The sequence below is a fragment of the Pseudoalteromonas sp. NZS71_1 genome (assembly GCF_015864305.1).
Lineage (GTDB): Bacteria > Pseudomonadota > Gammaproteobacteria > Enterobacterales > Alteromonadaceae > Pseudoalteromonas > Pseudoalteromonas arctica.
Genome location: NZ_JADYXM010000003.1, coordinates 97,362 through 120,528, shown reverse-complemented (window position 1 = coordinate 120,528; position 23,167 = coordinate 97,362). Strand labels below are relative to the sequence as shown.

Here is a 23,167-nt window from a genome sequence, read left to right as displayed (position 1 = left end):
AATTTATAGGATTTTTCATGACAATTAGCCAAGACTTATTTGAACGCGCTCAAGCCTCTATTCCAGGTGGCGTAAACTCGCCAGTTCGTGCTTTTAATGGTGTAGGCGGTACGCCGCTATTTATTACAAAAGCAGAAGGCGCGTTTACATTTGATGCCGACGGTAATCGTTACATTGATTATGTTGGCTCTTGGGGGCCTATGATCATGGGCCATAACCACCCTGCAATTAAACAAGCCGTGCACGAAGCAGTCGAAAATGGCCTTAGCTATGGTGCGCCAACTGAAGCCGAAATATTAATGGCTGAAAAAGTAAAAGAGCTGGTTCCATCAATCGAAAAAGTACGCATGGTTAGCTCAGGCACTGAAGCAACGATGAGTGCAATTCGTTTAGCACGTGGCTTTACCGGCCGCGATAAAATATTAAAATTTGAAGGTTGTTACCACGGCCATGCTGACTCGTTATTAGTTAAGGCAGGCTCTGGTGCACTAACAATGGGCGTACCTAATTCTCCTGGTATTCCTGAGGACTTTGCTAAGCATACACTTACTGTATCGTTTAATAACCTAGATGAAGTAAAAGCTATTTTTGCAAAATACGCTGACGAAATTGCCTGTATTATTGTAGAGCCAGTAGCCGGTAACATGAACTGCATTCCACCAGTGCAAGGCTTTTTAGAAGGTTTGCGTGATGTGTGTGACGAATATAAGTCAGTACTTATTTTTGATGAAGTAATGACGGGTTTTCGTGTTGCACTTGGCGGTGCACAAGCGTATTACAACATTAAACCAGACCTTACGTGTTTAGGTAAAGTCATTGGCGGCGGCATGCCCGTTGGCGCGTTTGGTGGTAAAACCGAAATAATGGATTACATTGCGCCTGTGGGCCCTGTTTACCAAGCGGGTACTCTTTCTGGTAACCCTATTGCGATGGCTGCAGGTTTAAAATCACTTGAGCTATTATGTGAGCCAGGTCTACACGATAAGTTAGAAGCAACGTCTAAAGCAATTTGTGAAGGCTTTGAAGCTGGCGCTAAAAAAGCAGGCATTGCATTAACAACTAATTATGCTGGCGGCATGTATGGATTCTTTTTTACTGATGCTGAAAAAGTAACGACATACAAACAAGCGACTGAATGCGACCTAGAGCGCTTCAAACGTTTTTTCCACCTTATGCTTGAAGAAGGCGTGTACCTTGCTCCATCAGCATTTGAGGCTGGTTTTGTATGTGCTGCGCATACTGAACAAGAAGTAAAAGACACAATAGCGGCAGCAGAACGCTCGTTTGCTAAACTTTAAGTTAAAATTACTTTTTATATTTTATAAACGCTTGTTTTTACAGTATGTAATTAAGACTAAAGATTGAAAAAAGCCCGAAAGGGCTTTTTTTATTTGTAAAGTAATATAAATGAATGATAATTAAGCATAACAAGGTCTATTCACCTTTACCCTAATTACAAAAATACAAGAGAGCCTTATGTCAGGATTACGCCAATTTTCTTTTCCCGCTATCCAGCTAATGGCAAATTTAAAATACAAAACTAAAATCAGCTTAATGTTTGGAATTTTACTCGTTCCTCTTGCACTTAGTTTGTTTTTTTTAGTCTCATTATTAAGTGAAAGTATCGCTGTTTCAAAAATGCAGCAACAAGGTTTAAAAGGCTACAGGTCAATACTCTCAAATCAAATGCAGGGGGAAGCAAATCAAAATATAAAAATAGCTCGCTCACTCGGTTTTGATATAAAAGACGATCAAGCAAATGATGTACTTGAACTTGTTTCTATCCAGTCTAACTTAGCATTAGATAGCCAGTTAGCTAGTGCTTACGTAAACCGCTCTTTAGTCACACCAATTCCTGCACTTATAATGCAAATAAACTCGACAGCGCAAAGCGCAAACACTGTTTTGGCAAGTAATCGTTTTACGCCAGATACGTTTATAGCACTTTCAAATTTTAGTAAATCACTGCCTTTATATGAAAAACAACTCGATAAAATACTCAATGTAGCCACCAATGCAGACAAGTCAGTAAATAAAGCGCTCATGCCCTCGTTAGATAATTTACACAGTGCTGTTGGTGCATTTAAAAAAGCGATAGATGAAAAACTACTTGAGCCAGACGATATTTTATTAACTCAATCAGAATTTACTAAACTAACAAACAATGTTCACAGCAGTATTAATCAACTTGTTAGTAAGAGTATTCCAACGCTTGAGAGCCTTATTGAAGCAAAACTACAAACTCAACAGTGGACTCGAAATCTTGTTTTAGCTGCTTCATTAATTAGTTTGTTATTTGCATTTTATTTGATGATTGGTTTTTATTTTGCAGTTGTTGATACCATTAATCGCTTTGCTGATGCAGCGAATAGAGCCGCGAATGGCGACTTAAATGCCACTATCGATTCGAGCACTAATGATGAAATGGGAATTATTGCATCGCGCTACAACGCATTACTTAATGCATTTTCACATTTATTAATTGATGTTAAAGCAAGTACAGAAGAGCTATGCGGCGCAACTAAATCGCTATCACATGCGAGTAGCCAAACAAGCAATGATGTTTCAAAACAGCAAATCCGAGTAAATGCCATTTATAATGCACTAAGCGAAATGGCTCAAAACGCACTTGCAGTTGAAGAGTCAGCCCATCAAGCAACGCTTACCGCGCAAGATGCTGCTGCGCATGTAAAACAAGGTTCAGACAATACAATGGAGCTTGCTAAATATATGCAAGATCTACAAATTGAATTTGCAGAGAGCCAACAAGCGCTCGATAAGCTAGCACAAGATAGCCAAGAAATTAGCAAAGTAAGTAAAGGTATTAGTGAGATAGCCGATCAGACAAACTTGCTTGCACTAAATGCCGCTATTGAAGCTGCACGAGCTGGCGAGCATGGTCGAGGCTTTGCCGTTGTAGCTGATGAAGTAAGAACTCTTGCTCAGCGTACACAAACACAAACACAAGAAATTCACCAAATTATTAGCTCCTTACAACAAGCATCTGACGACACTCAGCAAAAAATGCGTTCAAGTGTTGAAAAAATGGAGCAATCGGTAAAAGCAGCCAATCAAACCAATGAAGTATTGCAAAGCGCAGAGCAAAGTATGGGCGACATTAAACATCAAGGTGAAGTTATTGCAGAGCGTGTTAAACAGCAGTCAAATGCGACAACACAAGCATTGAATGATTCGCAAGAGGTGAGTAATTTAGCAGATCAAACGCTAACATCAGCTCAATCAACGCTGCAAGATGCACAACAGCTAAGTCGCTTATCTAATGATTTAACCAAATCAATGCAGTTTTTTAAATCTTAAGCGTTAACTACAACTTACAACAAAGCCGCTAAATAAGCGGCTTTGTTGTTTAAAGTAATCTTAAATTAACGAATACATTGTGGTCTTGGCTCAAACTCACTCGCTCTAAGCGGTAGCTGAATCACCTTGCCACATCCTGGTGGTGCCTGCTTACCCGTTTGCTCATTTACAAATGCCCAGCGAATTGATGGTGGACGCGTATCAGCTATTGCTTGTGGGTTAAGTGGCTTTAAGTAACGAATATACGCTTCTAATGCGCCTACGCTGCCTGTTAACCCCGTGCTTTTGTTGTCGTCTCGACCAAGCCACGCAACAGTCACTGTATTTTGATCAAAGCCTGCAAACCAACTATCACGTAAATCGTTACTAGTCCCTGTTTTACCTGCTAGTTGGATTGACGGGAAGTGTAAATTTAAGCGTTTAGCAGTGCCGTCTTTCGTTACGCGTTTCATCGCGTATTTAGTCATATACATTGCAGATTTATCAAAACGAGGCTCTGCATTTACTTTATGCTTATAAAGTACTTTACCAACCGAGTCAGTTAATGCCGAAATTGCAGTGAGCTTTTTATATTCGCCATCTGCAGCAATTGTCGTATAAAGCTGAGCAACTTCAAAACTCGACATTTCAACAGCCCCTAAAAGCAACGATGGGTATTCGTTTATCGCCCCTTTAGCGCCTAATCCTTTTAGTGTTTTCGCGACTTTATCAACACCTACATCGAGGCCTAAATTAACCGCTGGAATATTAATACTGTTACTAAATGCTTTATAAAGAGGGATTGCTCCACGGTATTTATGATCAAAATTTTCTGGTTGCCACACTTTTCCCTGCTCATTTGTAACCTGTACTGGCGAGTCATCAAGCAAAGTAGCTAAATTATAATGTGGTAATTGCAATGCGCTTAAATACACAGCCGGTTTTACCAGCGAGCCAATATTACGCTTTGTATCTAAAACACGGTTAAACCCTGAATAACGAACATCGCGCCCTGCAACAAGTGCAGATACACCGCCCTTTTCTACATTAACAGAGATCATGGCTGCTTCTAGTTTTTCGGTTCTAGGACGATTTTCCAGGTACGGTAAGCTCTTTTCAATAGACTCTTCCATTGCTGTTTGCTTTTGTAAGTCAAAATAAGTAAATACTCTTACGCCTGCATCAAGTGTTTGCTGATCTGGCAATAATTCATTTAGTTCTCTGTTTACTAACTCTAAATAGCCTGGATATGATTTTTGTAAACTCGCTTTCATTGGCGCAATATCAATTGGGCGATTAAGCGATGCACGGTACTCTTTTGTGCTAAGTAGCTTGTTTTCAACCATAAGGCGAAGCACTAAGTCTCGGCGCTCCATTGTGCGCTCTTTATAGCGACGTGGATTGTAATAAGATGGACCTTTAACCATTGCCACCAGCAAAGCAATTTGATCGTACTCAAGCTCATCTACCGGCTTTGAAAAGTAAAAGTCAGCAGCAAGCCCCATACCGTGCACACCTTGGTTGTATGACTGCCCTAGGTATACTTCATTTAAGTAAGCTTCTAATATCTGATCTTTTGAATAACGATAATCTAAAATAAGGGCAATAAAGGCCTCATTTATTTTTCGTACTAAAGAACGCTCACGCGTGAGGTAAATATTTTTAGCTAACTGCTGAGTAAGCGTACTACCACCTTGAACGGTGCGCCCCGCTTTAATATTAGAATAAAGCGCGCGTAAAATAGAAAACACTGATACACCATGATGTTCGTAAAAATCACGGTCTTCAACCACCAATAGCGTATCTTTTAGCATTGCTGGAAACTTATCTAGTGGTACAAATTCTCTATCTTGTTTAGAGTCATTACCAATACGCGCTATTTGCACAGGCTCTAGACGGGCAGAGTTTAAACGTCTGCCAAATTTATCTTTAATGGTCGCAACTTTTTGCCCTGCAAAGCGAAGTTCAATAATATGTGATTCTTCAAGGCCATCATAAAATTCAAAATCACGACGATAAATCTTGATGCTATCTGCTGTTTTAACAAACTGTCCTGTGCGGCTTAATCTATTAACCGATGAATAATTTAAACGCTCTAGCTCAAACACTACTTCCTGGCTTGATAAAAATTGCCCCGGATAAAACTCCATAGAACGAGCATACACTTGCGCTGGAAGTTGCCATTTATTCCCTTCAAATTGACGTGTTATTTTTGAATCTAAATAAATGAAGTACATTGCCATTGCAATAAAAACAGCCAAGCTTAATTTCCAAAACACTGACCATGTTTTTCTCATAAAAGAGCGTTTAACAGTGGTTTCCACTGTTTTTTTACTGCCCTTTGAGGTGCCTTTTTTTGTCTTGCTTGACGATTTACTTGCACGTTTAACTGCAGGTTTACTGGTAGGTGTTTTTTTATTGTCAGCCATTTAAGTGTAATTTATTCCAAGGGTTATTCACGAGTGTGAGCTTAGCATATTGGATATATCCTAACATCCGAAAAGTTAACCCCCCCTGAAACAAAAAAAGCCCTACCGAAGTAGGGCTTTGTGTAAACACACTATTATTTAAATAAACTATTAGCTATTTCGAACAGAAACAAACTCTGGGTAGGCTTCAATACCACAATCGTGTTGATCCATACCGTTTAGTTCTTCTTCTTCGGTTACTCGTATACCCATTGTTTTGTTAAGCACAGTCCAAACAATAAATGATGCTACAAATACAAAGGCAAGAATACATACTAGACCCGTTAACTGATTAACAAAGCTTGCGTCACCATTGGTTAGCGGTACTAACATAATACCTAATGCGCCACACGTACCATGAACAGAGATAGCACCCACTGGATCGTCAATCTTAACTTTATCAAGTGCTATGATACTAAATATAACAAGTGCACCACCAAGTAGACCAAGTAGACATGCCATTAATGGTGATGGAGATAGAGGGTCTGCTGTTATAACAACTAAGCCAGCTAATGCACCATTTAAGACCATTGTTAAATCTGATTTACCCCAAAGTACTTTACATACAAACAGTGCTGCAATAGCACCCATTGCAGCTGCTGCATTGGTGTTAAGTAATATTTGGCCTACTGCAGTTGCGTTTTCTTTATCCGAAAGTAGTAATTGAGAACCACCGTTAAAGCCAAACCAACCCATCCATAAAATAAATGTACCTAGTGTAGCAAGTGGTAAGTTTGAACCTGGAATTGGGTATATTTCACCGTTCTTACCATATTTACCTTTACGAGCACCTAGGATTAATACACCAGCTAGTGCAGCGGCTGCACCTGCGCCATGCACAATTGCAGAACCTGCAAAATCAACAAAGCCCATTTCAGATAAGAAACCACCACCCCATGTCCAGTAACCTTCAATAGGGTAAATAAAACCAGTTAGTACTACAGCAAAACCTAGGAAAGCCCACAGTTTCATACGCTCAGCAACAGCACCCGATACAATCGACATAGCGGTTGCAACAAATACTACTTGGAAGAAAAAGTCAGATTCTAAAGAATGGTCAGCATCGGCAGCTTGTGTACCAATTAAAGCGCCTATTGAAGGAATAAAACCACCTTCGGCATTGTCTACATACATAATGTTGTAGCCAACTAATAAAAACATCGTACATGCAATTGAATATAGCGCGACATTTTTAGTTAAAATTTCAGCTGTGTTTTTAGAGCGAACTAAGCCCGCCTCTAACATGGCAAAACCTGCTGCCATCCACATTACTAATATACCTGATATTAAAAAATAGAAGGTATCGAGTGAAAACTTTAGTTCTATTATTGTATTTTCCATGAGACCCCCTTAAATTGCTTCTTCGTCAAGTTCGCCAGTACGGATACGAACAATTTGATCCAAGTCGTACACGAAAATTTTACCGTCACCAATTTTACCTGTTGATGCAATTTTAGTGATTGCTTCAACAACGCGTTGACAATTTTCAGTACGAGTTGCAATTTCAAGTTTGATCTTAGGAATAAAATCTACTTGGTATTCTGCACCACGATATAACTCGGTATGACCTCGTTGACGTCCAAAACCTTTAACATCAACTACTGTCATCCCCTCAATTCCTAAATCAGCGAGTGCTTCACGCACGTCGTCTAATTTAAATGGTTTTATGATTGCACTAATCATTTTCATAGCGGCCCCCTCGGACTCTTTATTGTTATCTTATTGAGTTAAACAATCCAACCTTTGTGCCACTATTTTATATCAATTAAAAACAGCTACTTAGTAACAAACACAAACTCAAGATTAAAAAAAACGCACCAATTAGGTGCGTTAATTTAACAAGTCAGCTACATTGGTGCGTGCTATATCTCTATATATTTATCACGTACCTAGCTTTGTTTAAGAAGGGTTATACCACGCAGTTTCTGCCTTGGTTTTTAGCTTCGTATAATGCTTTGTCAGCAACACGCATAGCCTGCGTTAGACTAGTGTCTTGAAAGTCAGCCAAGCCTATACTGGTGGTAATTTTAATTGATTTATCGCTAATAGAAAAATCGTAACTAGCCATCTTTTTCCTAAATGCTTCAAAGTATTCACGACCACGTTCTAGCTCTATTTCAGGTAATATTATGGCAAACTCTTCTCCACCAACCCGTGCAACCGTAAACTTTGAAAACGTAGATCGTATTAATGAACCAACCTGCTTTAAAGCCTGATCGCCGCCTTCATGGCCTAATGTATCGTTAATGTTTTTGAAAAAATCGATATCAAGCAATGCCAAAGTATTTTTCTGGTTTTTACTTTTAAGGAGCTTTTCTGCATATTGATAAAAGTAGCGTCGGTTATGAAGCCCTGTTAAGTGATCCCTATGTGCGCTTTCTTTAATATCTGAAATTAACGACAGTTGCTCCATTGTTTGAAGTACTCGACAATGAAACTCTTCATTCATAAATGGCTTTGTTAAAAAGTCATTGGCGCCGTATTTAATAAACCGTGCTGATAGGCCATGCTTCCCCGCGCCCGACAAGCCTATAATTGCTAAGTCGTCTCGGCCTCTAAAATTACGTACCGCTTTGACAAGTTCAAAGCCATCCATAGAGGGCATAGCGTAGTCGGTCATAAGTAGCTTTATATCAGGGTTAGCTTTTAATATTTCGAGTGCTTGTTGTCCATCGTGGGCATCTGTTACATCAAACAATTGCTTTTCTAGCATTTGCTTCATTAACGAGCGACTTAGTAATGAGTCATCTGCTATTAGTGCTTTACAGCCTTGATTTCTGAGTAATTGCGCAACGAGCTTAACGGCATAATGGTAAGAATCGCGATTATCTTTAATAACATAATCAACTACGCCCAATTCAAGCATTTGTTGGCGCTTGTACTCATCTATTTTTGAGGTTAAAACAACCGTAGGAATTTTTTTAGATAAAGTATATTTTGCAACTTCACCGTGCGGAGCATCTGGCAAAGTTAAATCAACTAACGCAAGCGTATAGTCGTATTTTTCTACGAACGTAGCGCATTCTGCTAAAGACCAAGCAAAATCAATTGCTACATCAAGGTATTGTGCAGTTAAGTGGCGAAGCACCTGCTGCACTACTTTACTGTCTTCAACCACTAATACTCTTTGCATAAAGCTTCTCTTTACCTTTAATTAATTTTGTAACAAAACGACAAATACAACGCTATTACTGCAATAGCATTAGTCATAAACATCCGGTGTAGAGTGCACTTATGTGCTTGAAAGCGTAATCCATTAGATTTTTTTGGTGATAGCTTGTATATAAAACCAATACAAGTAGGCCCGCAATATACCTGAATTCTGTGATTAACTAAATAAAGAAACCCAACCCAAAATAACTATAGAAGTGATTAATACGAATCTACAAGTGTATTAATCACTTACTTAACTAGTATTATCGGCCACTAGTCTCAATACTTTTGTTATTTAACTCATTAATGTCTTTAATGGTGTATCAACAATAATAAGGACACCTAATGAAGCTTAGTCGTATTATCAGTTTACCGATAACCGTTATTGCATTAATAATCAGTACAAGCACGCTTGCCGATAACCAACGTCGTATTGATGTAGACAGCAAAGTTGTTACTCAACATAAAGCTAAAATCAACGGTCAACGCTTTAATTACACCGTTGCCACAGGCACACAACCTGTATGGGATGATAAAGGCGATGCGGTTGCGACATTGCAATACACCTACTACACACGCGACAAAGTTGACGACAGGACAACTCGTCCATTACTTATTTCGTTTAATGGCGGGCCAGGTTCGGCTTCTGTATGGATGCACCTTGCTTATACTGGTCCTCGCGTATTAAAAATTGATGACGAAGGCTATCCAATTCAACCTTATGGTGTAAAAGACAACCCATATTCTGTACTTGATATTGCCGATATTGTTTACGTAAACCCTGTAAATACAGGCTACTCTCGCGTACTTGAAAACGAAAAAGGCGAACTTCCTTCTAAAGCAAAACAAAAAGAGCTATTTTTTGGTGTTAATGCCGATATTAAATACCTTGCTGAGTGGTTAAATACTTTTGTAAATAGAGCTGAGCGCTGGCGATCGCCTAAATTTTTAATTGGTGAAAGCTACGGTACAACACGTGTATCGGGTCTTGCTCATGAGCTTCAAAATAGTCAATGGATGTACATAAACGGTGTTGTTCTCGTATCACCTACTGATATTGGTATTAAGCGCGACGGCCCGATTAAAGCCGCTAACCGCCTACCTTACTTTGCAGCGACTGCTTGGTATCACAAAGCACTTAAAGCCGATTTACAAGCTAAAGATCTAGATGAGTTATTACCTGAAGTTGAAGAGTTTACTGTAAACGAGTTAATCCCAGCGCTTGTTAAGGGTGGCCTTATTAATGCTGAAGAAAAACGTCGAATTATTACAAAAATGGCACACTACGCAGGCTTATCAGAAAAGTTTGTTGAACAAAATAACTTGGATATTCCAACTCAATTTTTCTGGAAAGAGCTACTACGTGAACGTGGTCAAACGGTGGGTCGCTTAGATTCTCGTTATTTAGGAATAGATAAACGAGGCGCAGGTGAATCCCCAGACTACTGGGCTGAACTTACCTCTTGGTTACACTCTTTCACTCCTGCAATTAATCACTACTTACGTGAAGAGCTAAACTATAAAACAGATGTAAAATATAATTTATTTGGTAATGTTCACCCATGGGATAGAACCGGTAATAATACGGGCGAAAATCTACGTTTAGCAATGGCGCAAAACCCTTACTTAAACGTGATGATTCAATCAGGATACTTTGATGGTGCAACCAATTACTTTGACGCTAAATATACGTTATGGCAATTAGACCCAAGCGGTAAAATGAAAGACCGTTTGAGCTTTAAAGGCTACAGAAGTGGGCATATGATGTACCTTCGCCACGCTGACTTAGAAAGCTCTAATAACGATTTACGTGACTTTATACAGGACGCTTTACCTAAGAAAGGGGAAGCGGCTAAATACTAAAATATTTTAAACATAAAATGGCTCTTTATGAGCCATTTTTTATGTGCGTTTTTCATATCGTAAACAATAGCTTTTAAGTTGCGTTACTACATCGTTGAAGCAGGTCTCGAGACTTTGCATTTCATTGTTATCAATAGATTCATTTTCTGCATACGTTTCGATCTGCTGGCATATATCAGCCAGTTTAATAGCCCCTACCGATTTTGACGACGACTTTAAGGCATGGGCCTGAAAAGCCAAATCAACATAATTTTTACTCTTAGCATACGCATTAGCTAATTTAATTTGCTCCCCTGCCGTTTGTAAAAACGCATTAAACACCATGCAGTGCACAGTAGGATCATCACCAAGCATTGCTTTTAATAACGTGATATCTAGTTGATCAAAACTATCTGAAGCTATATTTTCACTATCAGATTTATCTGAACATGTACTAACCATTGTTTGAGAGTGTTCCATCAACAGCGATTTTAATTTAACAAGCTCAATGGGCTTGGTTAAAAAGCCGTTCATTCCACAATCATAACAATTATCTATATTGTTTTTGGTAATGTTGGCCGTAATTGCAATTATAATAAGTTTATCAAAATGAGTGTTTTCGCGTATTTTTTTGGCTAACCCTAACCCATCGAGTAAAGGCATTTGAATGTCGGTTAGTAAAATATCGAAGTGTTTATTTTGCAGAGTTTCCCAGGCTTGTTCCCCATTACTTACAAAAGTAGAACACACTCCAAGCATGGTTAATTGCTGTTTTAATACTTGCTGATTTGTAACCTGATCCTCTGCTACTAAAACCTCAAGCGTAGGAAGAGTTACTGTATCTAAACTTTGAAGTGTTATTTGAGGAGATTGCACTTGTGCTGGCAAGTCAGTTTGATCAAAGCTATTAAAGTTTAGTGTAAAACAAGAACCTTTGTGCTGCTCACTTTGCGCGCTTAAAGAACCCTGCATACGCTCTACCAGCTGCTTAGTTATCACTAAACCAATACCCGTACCGTTCACTTTACTGGTTTCAGCTCCTAAACGGTCAAAAGGTTTAAATAAGCGAGAAATGTCATCTGGAGCAAATCCACATCCGGTGTCTGTTACATCTATTTCGCATTGTTTATTACTTAACACCCGGCAATTTATATTAATGCTGCCATTTGCTTTGTTGTATTTAATCGCATTTGAAAGCAAGTTAAGCATCACTTGTTTAAAGCGGCGCTGATCAATGTAAATACTCAACCCTTCTAAGGACTCGAAACCTTGGGTATGCAGTGTTATTGATTGCCCTTTAACAAGCTCAGTGACGAGCTCTACTGACTCCTCTAATATGCTTTTAATAGGCACATAAGAAAAACTAAACTGCATATTACCCGACTCAATAGCCGTTAAATCAAGTACATCGTCTATAAGTAATAGTAAATGTTCTCCAGCTTGATAAATGCTTTTCGCGTTTTCTTTTTGTACTTTATTAGCACTTTCATCATATCCATACAGCTGGGCTAAGCCTAAAATTGCATTTAATGGGGTTCTTAATTCGTGGCTCATACTGGCCATAAAATCTGACTTTGCTTTACTTGCTGACTCAGCTTGAATTCGTAATACATTTAATTTTTGATGGTTATTAGCAACCTCATCAACCATGTTATTAAATGCACTTATTACGCTACCTACTTCATTTTGTTGTTGTTTATCTATATGACAATCAAAGTCACCTTTGGCTAAACGTGAAAACCCCTGTTTTAAAGTCCTTAAAGGCGACGTAACCCTGTAATCCACCAGCCAAGCTAAACCTATAAAAACGATAACTAAAATAATAAATTGTATATATATTAAGGTGTAATGAAGTTTTGAAGATTCGTTTATTTCATTCGTAAAATTAACAACCAAGCTAATATTAGCCAGCGGTTTATCTAAAAACACCACCTGCTGAGATAACAACATGTCACCGTTTTTATTTGCTCCAATCCAGTTTTCAAGCGGGTATAATTGGTTATTTGAATCCACATCAACAATTTTAATACTTTTCCAATTAGGGCGAGTTTGGAGTTGGCTGTCTATTTCTTCATACAGCTCTGCATACTGCCTAGTTAACAACGGAGTCGTTATAGAGGTCGATAACTGCGCTAAAGAACGCTGAGCAGCCTTTGAAAGCCCATCGTTTACCCAACGCGCTTGCTCAGGTAAGGCGTAAAACATAAAAAGACAGGCCATAAGCAAGCCACAAAGCAATACAACAATAAAGCTTTGTGCCCTCAGACTACGAAACCCTCTAATTTTCAACATAAAATGAGCGCAAGCCCCACTGAGTTAACTGCTGATACTCTGCTAAAGTTGCAATACTAGGTTTAATAATTGGGATACCTGCAAGTAAATGTTTATGCTCTGGGCTTTGCCCAATATCTAAAATAGCTTGTTGCACTTTTAACTGTATTGCAGGGTCAACCCTTGGGTGGACTACAATTGGATGGCGACTAATTTCACGCGTTTTATAAATAATTTTAAGCTTATTTTGCAAGCTTTCTGGTTGTTGTTTAAATGTGCCCATTACACCACCGCCCGCCATTGTTGAATGCAGTGCTACATTTAAATATACCGAAGGGTGGGTTTGAACATATACAGGCTTTATTGTTAGCCCATACAACAACGCTAAGTCGGCTCTCATTAATAATGACGCACCTAATGCATTAGGTGCAGGGAATGCTATTTCGGCGCCCTCTAGTTGGCTTAAATTATCAATACCACTGTCTTTGTTTACGAGCAAAATACCTTGCAGCTTTCGCCCTGCATCTTTTATTAGTGGCAAATATCCCTGCTTTTCATATGCTACAACACTGTGCCATGGATTCATGTATGCAAAGTCGTACTCGCCATTAGCAAAGGCTTTTTCAAATACCGGAATAGACTCAACTGTAATTAGCTTTATTGATACCCCTGTTTGCTTACTTACTTGCTTTAACAAAGGTTGCCAAATAGCATTTAGCTTTTGCGGCTCATATTGCGGCACTACACCAAAGGTATATTCTTGAGCCAATAAGAGTGAGCTGTGCATCAAACATAATATAGCCACTAAATACTTCATCAATTCTCCAAATAATAGCGTGTCATTATTGTTTAAGCTTAGTTAAAGACTACTCAACACACCATAAAATTATTATATATTCGATATTTAGCACTGACCTACTTTGATTACAGGTCGTTTTGGAGTGTATTTTTTATCTGTGAGCATACGATGAAAATTAATAAAGATGTTGTAAGTACTTTTTAGGCCGGCTTTATTGCTTAGCCAAGTAGGGATTGATCCATGAGGCAAAGCTGGTTGGTATTTTGCTCATCTGCGCTTTTACTTCAAAAATATTATCACTGTGGCTTTGATAATACACACTTAGGCCATTTTTGTTTTTATACAAATGCCATGTTGGCTCAGCGTAAGTGTTAAAAATAACGAGTTAAAAAATAACGGATAAGCACTTTTGTAACTGAATTTCATTACAAAAGTGCATCATTTATTTTTGCCAGTAAGGTTCTATGTCAAATGAAGCAAGGCGACTTTGCTCCATCGCACTAACCAAATATTCAGACTTTTGTTCAAGCCATGACTGGATTTTAGCAAGCTGTTCGTCTTCTTGCCCAGCACATAACTGCTTTAAATACTCAAGCGTACTTAACTCATAAATACCATGAGAAATATCAAGCCAAGGCAATCTAAACTCTAGGCGTTCCTCTTTATCAAATAACGATCCTAAGCAGTTACCGCTCAGTAAACTATTTTCAAGTTGAGTGCGCAGGTTTAAATACGAAGCGACATCGAGTGTTTGTTCTTTAGGCAGTAATTCATGCAGATTTTTCCAGTCTTTATTAAAAAGCCTACTCGCAATGGACGACACGTTTTGCTCAGCCGCTTGAAGCTCTATTTGCCCCCAATCTTTACGCCACTGTTTATCAATTAACCACGTAGTTAACGACAGTAATAAACGATTATAACGCGCGCTATGAAACAGTGCATTTATATCGTCAATGCTTGGCTGTAACTCTTTTAAATCACCAATGACTTGAGTCAGTGCTGGAGCAGCATTAATTTTTTTATAAAAAGCATGGCGTTTAGACGTGTACGTTTTTAATTGAATCGCGTTTTCTACCCACGCTAATTCGCTTAATAACCATTTAAGCTCTGTACGTAAATGTTCTGTACTTTCTTTGGATACTATATCGTCGTACAGCCAAAAAGTATGGCGTATTAGGCTAATGCCGTCAGTTACGCGTTTAAGCGTTTTTAAACTTGGCTTATCGAAATAGCATTGCTCATGCTTTTGCACAAAGCGAATGCCAAAGTTCATGGCTTCAACTAAAGCACGCTCTTGGGTAGTCGACTTTGGTAATTGAACAAAACCAATAGATTTGCTTGGTGTTAAAGGTTTTTCATCTGCAAGGCGATAACCACGCGCGGCCTTAGAGTATAATCCTAAACGGATACAGTTCTGGCTAACCAGTACATCTGCAAACGCAAACAACTCATTACGACTGCCCTCAACAAGCTCAATTTCAAGCTCGCTAATAATTTCAATTTTACCCGAAGCCGCAATTTCACCTTTATCGAGTACAACTTCAATTTTAGCGCCACTTTCGGTTTCAATTAACCAAGTACGACGAATAAAGTTAGTACTAAATATTGGATACAAGTTTTTTGAGATTGCGCTTATTTGCATGCCATGAGGCCAAATATCAGCATCAAACGCCATTAAATTAGGGCGACTTGATTCAATTGGTAAATTGTACTCTGGACGTTGGTGTAAACCACCTACAACTTCACCTGCAAGCTTTATAGTTTGCTCGCATTCGCTGTCAGAACAGCGAGTTCTAAAGCCTATGTCAAGCGCTCTAAGCTCTCGGCTTGGCGTGTCGTAGTATGCATTTTGTAAGCTGCGTGACGGTTTATTCTTCACCGTTTTTGCAAATTGAGTAATTAACGAGGGGATCAGTGGAATAACGGCATCTGATACCAAAAATTTCAGTTCTATCTCAGTATCCATTCGGTTTGCGGATTACCTTTAAAATAAATAAGTGCTCAAAATAAACAAAGCACACTAACAATGCAAATTTTTTAGCCTTATTTTAGTGCCTGTTGACCTTTGTGGATTAAAATTCGTTCTATCTAGAGGCAATTTAATCGTGGGGCGAGGTTTGTAACCTAGTGGGCTAGGTAACTGCTCCTGTGTTACCCTACTGGGTTACAATATCAGTCTTGCTATTGAGCTATTTAATCCATACTATCTAACTACTTATGTGAAATAAAAATCACGTTCATAACGGACGCAGTTAGATCAACAAGGTAGATAAATGCTAAAACATTGTTTATTAGGGCTACTTTTAACAGCCACCACATTTATGAGTTATGCAGAAGAAGCAAAACCTGCAAATTCAACTAATGCAAACACCGCTTATATTATCGATAATTTATATACTTTTATGCGCTCTGGTGCGAGTAAGAATTATCGACTACTCGGCTCTGTAGATGCTGGAACAAAGTTAACCTTGTTATCTGCTGAAGAAAACGGCTTTATAAAAATTAAAGATGATAAAGACCGCGAAGGTTGGATAGAAACTAAGTTTGTTACCAAAACGGCAGGCTTACACCAACAGTACAAAACACTAAGTAGCGAAATGAGCACTATGCAAGAAAACCTGCGCCAAGCTCAAATAGAACTTCCGCAGCTACAAGAGCAAAACCAAACTTTAACTGATCAAAACCTGCAGTTATCGGCCCAAATTACTAAGCTTAAAACGACACTAGAACAAGAGCGCACCCAAAAGGAAGCTGCTAGCTCAAAAGAGAAACGTCAGCTACTTACTTACGGTGGTGCTATTGCGTTTTTAGGCCTGTTTTTAGGTATTATATTAACGATAGTGTTGTCGCGTCGTAAGCGCTACGAAGGTTGGGCATAACCCCCTCTTTCTATAGAATACAAAAAAGCCGCTTTATAGCGGCTTTTTATTTTCTGTATTTTCATGCAGTTCGAGTTTTGGTGCACTCATACCTTTGAGTAACCGACCAAATATATCAGCGCCGGTAATAATGCGCTTCACATCACTCCACACTAACACCACATCGTGATCAATGGCCCCATCAAACGATTTATCTAAAGAATGACTAGCCCGTATTTTTAAAATAACTTCACTCAGGCGCATCGCTTCATCAGCAACAATAATAGGTCTATGACAATAATGATAAGGGTCGAACGTCTCTGGTTCAAACAAGGCCGAACGTAAAAAGCCGTCAGCATCTACCACTAATAAAGGCCAACCGTCTTCATTGGTAATGATCACCCAGTTATAACCTGACTTATGTAGTTTTCGTAAAAACTCATTATCAGTCGTTAATGTAAGGTCTGGGAAAATAGGCAAATCAAGCTTAGTAGGCAAAGCAATAATAGAGTCTGGATCAATTACCTCACCCTCTTTGGTTACGCTTATTTCATCTAAGCTAAAAAAGTTAAGCGCGCCTATTCCCTCAACGTGCTGAACATCAGCCTCTTCTGCTTCTATGTGTTTGCGAATAATACCTCTGAGCTCACTTTCAGCAAAGTACGTAATCCCCTCTTTACCTAACCATGCATCAAGAATTAAAGCCGTTGGCTTAGCAACTACATAAAACAGAATCTGATAAAACTTAATTAGCGGCGAAAGTAGGCTCGCCATTTTTAGCGCATTACGCGAAAAATAAGCCTGCGGTGTTATTTCACCAATAATAGTAATTGCGATAGTTGAGAATAAAAACGAACTTGCGCCTATTAATACCGAATCAGAAAGTAGTGTAAGTAGTACGTTAATACCTACGTTGCCCCACAAAATAGTCGATAATAAAAAGTTAGAGTCGTTTCGAAGGGCCATCACTTTTATGGCCGCCTCGTTCCCTTTTGCACTTTCCATTTCGAGCTGAAGCCTACTTAGTGAAAAAAACGCTAAGTTTAAGCCCGAAAATATTGCCGATTGTGAAATACACAAAGCAATTGCACACCAAATCATGACTTCAAAGGTCATTGTATTTTCCTGTTAGTAATACCAATCCGCAATAATACTTAATCAATTTGAGGGGTTAAATCTGACGCTAACTACGTTAAAAATTTCTGATATAGAACAACTAAATAACGAAATTTTTGCCTTGTTATCGACACGATTTTCTTCCCTCAAAATAGAGCACTTAATTAAGCGAATTGGTATAAGGCTTATAAAAGCAATAAACTGCCTAAACCTAAAAAGGTAACAAACCCAACAATATCGGTAACGGTAGTTAAAATTACCGAGCCAGATAACGCAGGATCAATTTTCATTTTGTCTAAAATAGACGGAATAACAACACCCGCTAGTGACGCAGCGACTAAATTCAATAATATGGCTACCGTAATCGTAATACTGAGCATTAAATCGTTAAACCATAAGAAGGTAAGCAGACCTATTACAAACGCCCATACCAAGCCATTTACAGCGCCAACACGTAGCTCTTTTTTAAGTAACGCATTGCGGTTTGAATCTGTAACCTGTCCGAGCGCTAAACCACGCACAATAACGGTTAATGTTTGACTGCCTGCAATCCCGCCCATAGAAGCAACCACTGGCATTAATACAGCGAGTGCTACAACCTGTTCTATAGTTGCGCCAAATAAACCGATGAACCAGGACGCTAAAAAGGCAGTAGCTAAGTTAATACCTAACCATATACCACGGTTTTTAGCACTTTTTCGCACACTTGCGAACAGGTCTTCGTCTTCACGTAAACCACCGGCTTTAGCGGCAGCTTCATCAGCAATTTCTTGGCGTAATTCATACGCTGAGGCAATGGTTAATCGCCCAAGTAATTTGTTATCTGCATTAACCACTGGCAGTGCCATTTTTTCACTGTGGATCACCACTTCTGCCGCTTCATATAAATCATCATCAGCATGGAGCGATGAAAAGTCATGATTTGCCAATGTCATTAAGTTATCGGTGTCGCTGGCTTTTATTAAATCATTTACCGCAACCTCACCTATTAAACTACCCTTGCGGCTTACTAAATAAATAACTTCACTGTATTGCGGTAAACCTTTATGTAGCAATTTTTTAGCGCCACCGGCAGTTAGCTTCTCTGATACTTTTAAAAAGTCAAAACCTAACCAGTGACCAAGTTGTTCTGGCGGGTATTGCTGCGCTAAATCATATTGTTTGGTTTGCGCTTCATCGAGTTGCTTTTTTGCATACTCAACAAATCGCTCTGGTATAACTTCTTCAAGTTCCAGTAACTCTTCTACATTAACTTCATCAAGAAGTTTAAAAGCCTCAGTGTCTTCTAGTGTTTGCAGTAACCACAGACAACTGTCTTCACTTAAATTAACAAAAATTTCGTGTTGCGTGTCTTCGTCAAGCAACTGCCAAATTTCAAGTCGTTGTTCTTTTGGTATCGCCTCAAAAAGTAATGACAGGTGCTCTGTTGAAAGCGTTAACTGCGCATCTGCTAATAATTTATTTTTACGTTCTGTTGTATCGCATTGCAGTAAATCATTTATGAGTTGTGGAAGTTGGTCTACCGGATACTCAATCATCTTAAAACCTTAAATTTAAAAGCGCACATTATTTATAGTCTACTTGAACAATAAAAAATTGCAGAAAAAACGTGAACTTATTAAGTATGCGCAAGCTACTTTTGCGCATTGTATGGGCAAACTAAATGCAGTACTAATATTTATTTTAAAAAATTAAAAAAACAGTAAAAGGAATTGTTTTTGAGGGATTAAACAACAAGTAAGCAAACCAAAGGGATTACTTATAATAAAAAAAATCCCATATTAGCTAGGCTAATATGGGCAAAATCACACAATGAATTAGGTGTTTTTAAATTACGGTTTATGCTTTAAATTAAAGTCTATCAGTAATATTTCGTACTAAGTCAGAATCTACAAATTGAGTAATAAGTGCAGCGCCCCACGCATAGCCACGCTGTATTGGGTAACCTTTAAAAATCCAGCGTTTACGCACGTGATTAAAGCGCTCTAAATAGTCTTGCTTTTTTTGTGGCAGAGGTTGCTCACCCAATTTATTCCATGCTTTATATACACCTGACATGTCAGACCCTCGCATAAAGCGTTGCAACCAGCGCGGAAAACGTGAAAAGCTAATAGTGGACTGAAAATCAATAAAATAAGGTTTACCGTCTGCGCCACATAAAATGTTACCCATATTACGCAAGTCTAAATGCACGATGCCTTTACGATGCATTTTTGCTACTTGACGCTCAAGCTCGCTAAAAAAGCTTACTGGTAGCGTTTTATCTTCATGAATTAAAGCGCGCAGTGGTGTGCCTTCAATATAGTTATAAGCTACGGCTATCGGCGATAGTCTACAAAAGCGGTTAGCGACTGCATCAAGCTCAGCTAAACGGCTCAATCCTTTATATTCTTGGTTTACAGATAGTCGCGCAAATGTTTTGCGGATAAATAACGGGCTTTGGCTAAAATCTTTAACAATTAAATCAAATTCATTATCTTTATATCGATACACAATCGCGTTAGCAAAACGTCCCTTATGGACAACACTTAAGTGATGTTGCATAAAAGTATGTTCTGGATATTGCTGCTGTAATTGTACTAACAAATTATTTTCAATCATAACAAACCTAACAAGATGATAACTTTAATTGCCTAGGCAACTATATTATCAAAGTTAGATTCTACGCACAATCAGATCAACTAATTAGCACGCTAACTTTCTGTTGAAACAGTATCGCTATTTTATTGATAATCTATTTGTGGGGGGAAATTTCGGGTAATGTATCTAGATTATTTATAGCTTTAAATAGTAAGTCTATTATTTGATTTTTTTCTGGCTCTGAAAAACCATTTAATGCTTGAGCATAGACTTCGTTTACTACAGGCATTATTTCTGGACAAAGAGCTTTACCTTTTTCACTTAAACACAAAATAGTTGAGCGCTTATCAAGCTCACATTGCGTTTTAATAATGAGTCCTTTTTCTTCAAGTCGGTTTAGTAAGCGGCTCATAGCGCCACGATCATAAACCATATACTCGCAAAGTCCTGCAAGCGTATTAACCGACTCTCTCGCAAGTAGTACTACCACAATATATTGCGCTGAGGTTAAGTCCATAGGGAGTAACTTGGCATCAACATGAATGGCTAATCTCGAGCGTAAAAAAGACACTAAACGCCCCAAGTCTTGCTCTGGCGCTAACTCTTCTCGAGTACAACGTTTAATTGATGGCATGTTTTGCATGGTTATTCCACTGTATAGGTATATTTGCATGCTGATAGACCTTAACACATACAAAAAATTCAATAATTTTTATAAAAACTAAGCAGCTAAAACTAAGCCACAAAAATAAAGCCGCTATTAGCGGCTTTTACTGTAAAGCTTTAAACTTTGTTAAATTTTAAACTGTCCAACGAGTTGTCCTAAGTTTTCACCACGCGCAGCCAAATGCTGGCCTACCGAAGAGGTAGTTTTGCTTGAAATAGTTAGTTCATTAACGATTTCTTGAATGGCAAATACATTACGGTTTATTTCTTCTGTAACGCTACTTTGCTCCAGCGCCGCTGTCGCAATTTGCGTACTCATGTCGTTAATTGATCTAACTGAGGTTGTTACCGCACCTAAACTTTCTGAAATAGCACGAGACGATTCTACTGAGCGATTACAACTATTCTGACTCGCTTGCATTGCGGCTACAGCATCCGATACTAAATTATGTAACTCACTCAACATTTCACTAATCTCTAATGTGCTAACTTGAGTACGACTTGCTAAGCTTCTTACCTCATCAGCAACAACAGCAAACCCTCGCCCTTGCTCACCTGCTCGTGCAGCTTCTATTGCAGCATTAAGTGCAAGTAAATTTGTTTGCTCGGCAATTCCACCAATTACGCTTAGTACACTATTAATCTTTTTAGATTGATCACTGAGTGAATCAACTTGTTCTGCGGCTAGGTTTATCTCGCCCATTAGGTTAGACACCTCACTGAGTGAAATATCAACACACTCTTGAGCTTTAGCAACTTCTTGCGTTGCCGCTTGGGTTGACTCTGCCACTTGATTCGTATTTTGAGCCACCTCATGAGAAGTAGCCGACATTTCGGTAATAGCCGTCGCAACAAGGTCTGTTTCATGATTGTGATTAAGTAGCTTGTCTTCAATTAATCGTGTTTGTGTATTTATATCACTAGAGGCTGTTTTTACATCGTGTGTTACATCAACCACATTGGCAATAATACCATGTAGCTTACTTACAAACATATTAAATGCTTCGCCAAGTTGGCCTATTTCATCGTTAGTATCAATATCTAAACGCTTGGTTAAATCACCCTCACCTTTAGCAATGTCGTCAAGGCTTTGCGCCATACGTTGTATTGGTTTTACCATTGTATTTGCGGCAACTAACGCACATATAACGGTTAACACAACCCAAAACAAAGCAATTAATAATAAGGTCATTACCTTATCATTCATGTGCTCTTGCATTGCTGTTTGGTATTTAAGTAGTTCTGCGTCTATATCATCCATATATGCGCCAGTACCAATCATCCAGTTTGTACCTGGGATCATTGCTGCATAGCCCATCTTTTCAACTAAACCTGTGGTATTTGGTTTTTGAAAATGGTAGTTAAAAGCACCACCGCCTTTTCTAGCTTGATCTAATAAGCCCACTATTATTTTTTTACCGTTAGGGTCAGTCATCCCTATTTTGTTTTGTCCTTCAATAGCATCACCTAATAATGCATGAAAAACACTAACGCCATTTGTGTCGTATATAAAAAAGTAACCACCTTGACCAAATGTTAAATCTCTTAAAGCGTTTTTAGCATCTTGCTCAGAGCCATTTGCTATTTGATAGCGAACAATTTTACTGGCAATTTCCACCTCGGTGCTTAGCAACGTTTGTTTGTCACTTATTAGTTTAGTTTGAAATGCTTCAAAATTTTGTTGCTGATTTTTATTCTCTAAATAATAAGAACTCAGCATCAAGCTAATCAAAAGTAGCATTAAGGGCAATATAGCTAATAACAACAGTTTGTTTTTCAAGCTTAAATTACTCATTTGTTCTCCGGGTAAATAAAGGCGTATATGCAGCAACAACTAAAATCTAGCAAAACCAATATAGTTTGCAGTTTTACTTATTTGCCCAAAAATAACTTCGCTCATTTATATCGCTTTTAACTCATATAAGAAAAGCATAAATAAAATCAGGTAGGACCAAGTTTTAAGAGGTCAGCTTAGCCATATTATAGTCCCAACCAGGGTTTTTTAGACACCAATAACGCAGAGACCTTAGTCTTAATCAAAAAATAATTTACCCAACATTTGTCCGTTATTTAAAACACTATCTATAGAATAGTATTCATGTAGGTTTACTGCCTGT

The 23,167-nt window shown here is 38.5% G+C and carries 16 protein-coding genes; 4 read left to right on the top strand and 12 right to left on the bottom strand.

From position 1 onward, the window contains the following. Positions 1 to 17: 17 nt before the first annotated feature. A complete protein-coding gene (gene hemL / locus I6F43_RS05870; RefSeq protein ID WP_197101433.1) occupies positions 18 to 1,298 on the top strand; it encodes a glutamate-1-semialdehyde 2,1-aminomutase in 1,281 nt (426 codons plus the stop codon). Positions 1,299 to 1,476: 178 nt separating this feature from the next. Continuing rightward, positions 1,477 to 3,318, top strand: coding sequence for a methyl-accepting chemotaxis protein (locus tag I6F43_RS05865; protein ID WP_024608758.1), 1,842 nt, complete (start codon positions 1,477 to 1,479; stop codon positions 3,316 to 3,318). A 65-nt stretch (positions 3,319 to 3,383) separates the two neighbouring features. On the opposite strand, the gene mrcB is transcribed toward I6F43_RS05865, so the two are convergent. From mrcB to I6F43_RS05845, 4 genes are all read right to left on the bottom strand, one after another. Next, the gene (gene mrcB, locus I6F43_RS05860) at positions 3,384 to 5,726 is read right to left on the bottom strand and encodes a penicillin-binding protein 1B (protein WP_197101432.1); all 2,343 of its coding nucleotides are present in this window, start codon (positions 5,724 to 5,726) and stop codon (positions 3,384 to 3,386) included. Between the two features lie 150 nt (positions 5,727 to 5,876). Beyond that, entirely contained in the window at positions 5,877 to 7,106 is a 1,230-nt protein-coding gene (locus tag I6F43_RS05855; protein ID WP_010555509.1) for an ammonium transporter, read from the bottom strand. Positions 7,107 to 7,115: 9 nt separating this feature from the next. Then, entirely contained in the window at positions 7,116 to 7,454 is a 339-nt protein-coding gene (locus I6F43_RS05850; RefSeq protein ID WP_004587162.1) for a P-II family nitrogen regulator, read from the bottom strand. Between the two features lie 220 nt (positions 7,455 to 7,674). Continuing rightward, complete coding sequence (locus I6F43_RS05845) at positions 7,675 to 8,898, bottom strand: diguanylate cyclase domain-containing protein (RefSeq protein WP_007584842.1); 1,224 nt, start codon at positions 8,896 to 8,898, stop codon at positions 7,675 to 7,677. Between the two features lie 365 nt (positions 8,899 to 9,263). Between I6F43_RS05845 and I6F43_RS05840 the strand changes: the two genes are divergently transcribed. Continuing rightward, positions 9,264 to 10,781: a S10 family peptidase gene (locus tag I6F43_RS05840; RefSeq protein WP_165721271.1), complete on the top strand. Its 1,518-nt coding sequence runs from the start codon at positions 9,264 to 9,266 to the stop codon at positions 10,779 to 10,781. A gap of 39 nt (positions 10,782 to 10,820) precedes the next feature. Here I6F43_RS05840 and I6F43_RS05835 read toward each other — a convergent pair whose 3' ends face one another. The 3 genes from I6F43_RS05835 to I6F43_RS05825 form a co-directional block, all read right to left on the bottom strand. Continuing rightward, positions 10,821 to 13,052 carry an ATP-binding protein gene (locus I6F43_RS05835; protein ID WP_197101431.1) on the bottom strand — a complete coding sequence of 744 codons (2,232 nt, stop codon included), beginning with the start codon at positions 13,050 to 13,052 and terminating at the stop codon, positions 10,821 to 10,823. Beyond that, positions 13,039 to 13,848 (bottom strand): phosphate/phosphite/phosphonate ABC transporter substrate-binding protein, encoded by an 810-nt coding sequence (locus tag I6F43_RS05830; protein ID WP_197101429.1) that lies wholly within the window; start codon positions 13,846 to 13,848, stop codon positions 13,039 to 13,041. Before I6F43_RS05830 ends, I6F43_RS05835 begins: the two co-directional genes overlap by 14 nt. 424 nt (positions 13,849 to 14,272) lie before the next feature. Beyond that, positions 14,273 to 15,796, bottom strand: coding sequence for a CYTH and CHAD domain-containing protein (locus I6F43_RS05825; protein ID WP_007584831.1), 1,524 nt, complete (start codon positions 15,794 to 15,796; stop codon positions 14,273 to 14,275). Positions 15,797 to 16,103: 307 nt separating this feature from the next. On the opposite strand from I6F43_RS05825, the gene I6F43_RS05820 reads away from it, so the two are divergent. Beyond that, entirely contained in the window at positions 16,104 to 16,709 is a 606-nt protein-coding gene (locus I6F43_RS05820; protein ID WP_007584830.1) for a TIGR04211 family SH3 domain-containing protein, read from the top strand. A 33-nt stretch (positions 16,710 to 16,742) separates the two neighbouring features. Here I6F43_RS05820 and I6F43_RS05815 read toward each other — a convergent pair whose 3' ends face one another. From I6F43_RS05815 to I6F43_RS05795, 5 genes are all read right to left on the bottom strand, one after another. Beyond that, positions 16,743 to 17,804, bottom strand: a complete 1,062-nt coding sequence (locus tag I6F43_RS05815; protein WP_197101426.1) for a DUF21 domain-containing protein — start codon at positions 17,802 to 17,804, stop codon at positions 16,743 to 16,745. Between the two features lie 185 nt (positions 17,805 to 17,989). Next, positions 17,990 to 19,342 (bottom strand): magnesium transporter, encoded by a 1,353-nt coding sequence (locus tag I6F43_RS05810; protein WP_007584828.1) that lies wholly within the window; start codon positions 19,340 to 19,342, stop codon positions 17,990 to 17,992. A gap of 313 nt (positions 19,343 to 19,655) precedes the next feature. Further along, entirely contained in the window at positions 19,656 to 20,405 is a 750-nt protein-coding gene (locus I6F43_RS05805; RefSeq protein WP_007584826.1) for a hypothetical protein, read from the bottom strand. A 133-nt stretch (positions 20,406 to 20,538) separates the two neighbouring features. Further along, on the bottom strand, positions 20,539 to 21,057 hold the full coding sequence (locus I6F43_RS05800) for a MarR family winged helix-turn-helix transcriptional regulator (RefSeq protein WP_231614031.1): 519 nt from the start codon (positions 21,055 to 21,057) through the stop codon (positions 20,539 to 20,541). 120 nt (positions 21,058 to 21,177) lie between these two features. Then, complete coding sequence (locus tag I6F43_RS05795) at positions 21,178 to 22,845, bottom strand: methyl-accepting chemotaxis protein (protein WP_197101418.1); 1,668 nt, start codon at positions 22,843 to 22,845, stop codon at positions 21,178 to 21,180. Positions 22,846 to 23,167 lie beyond the last annotated feature (322 nt).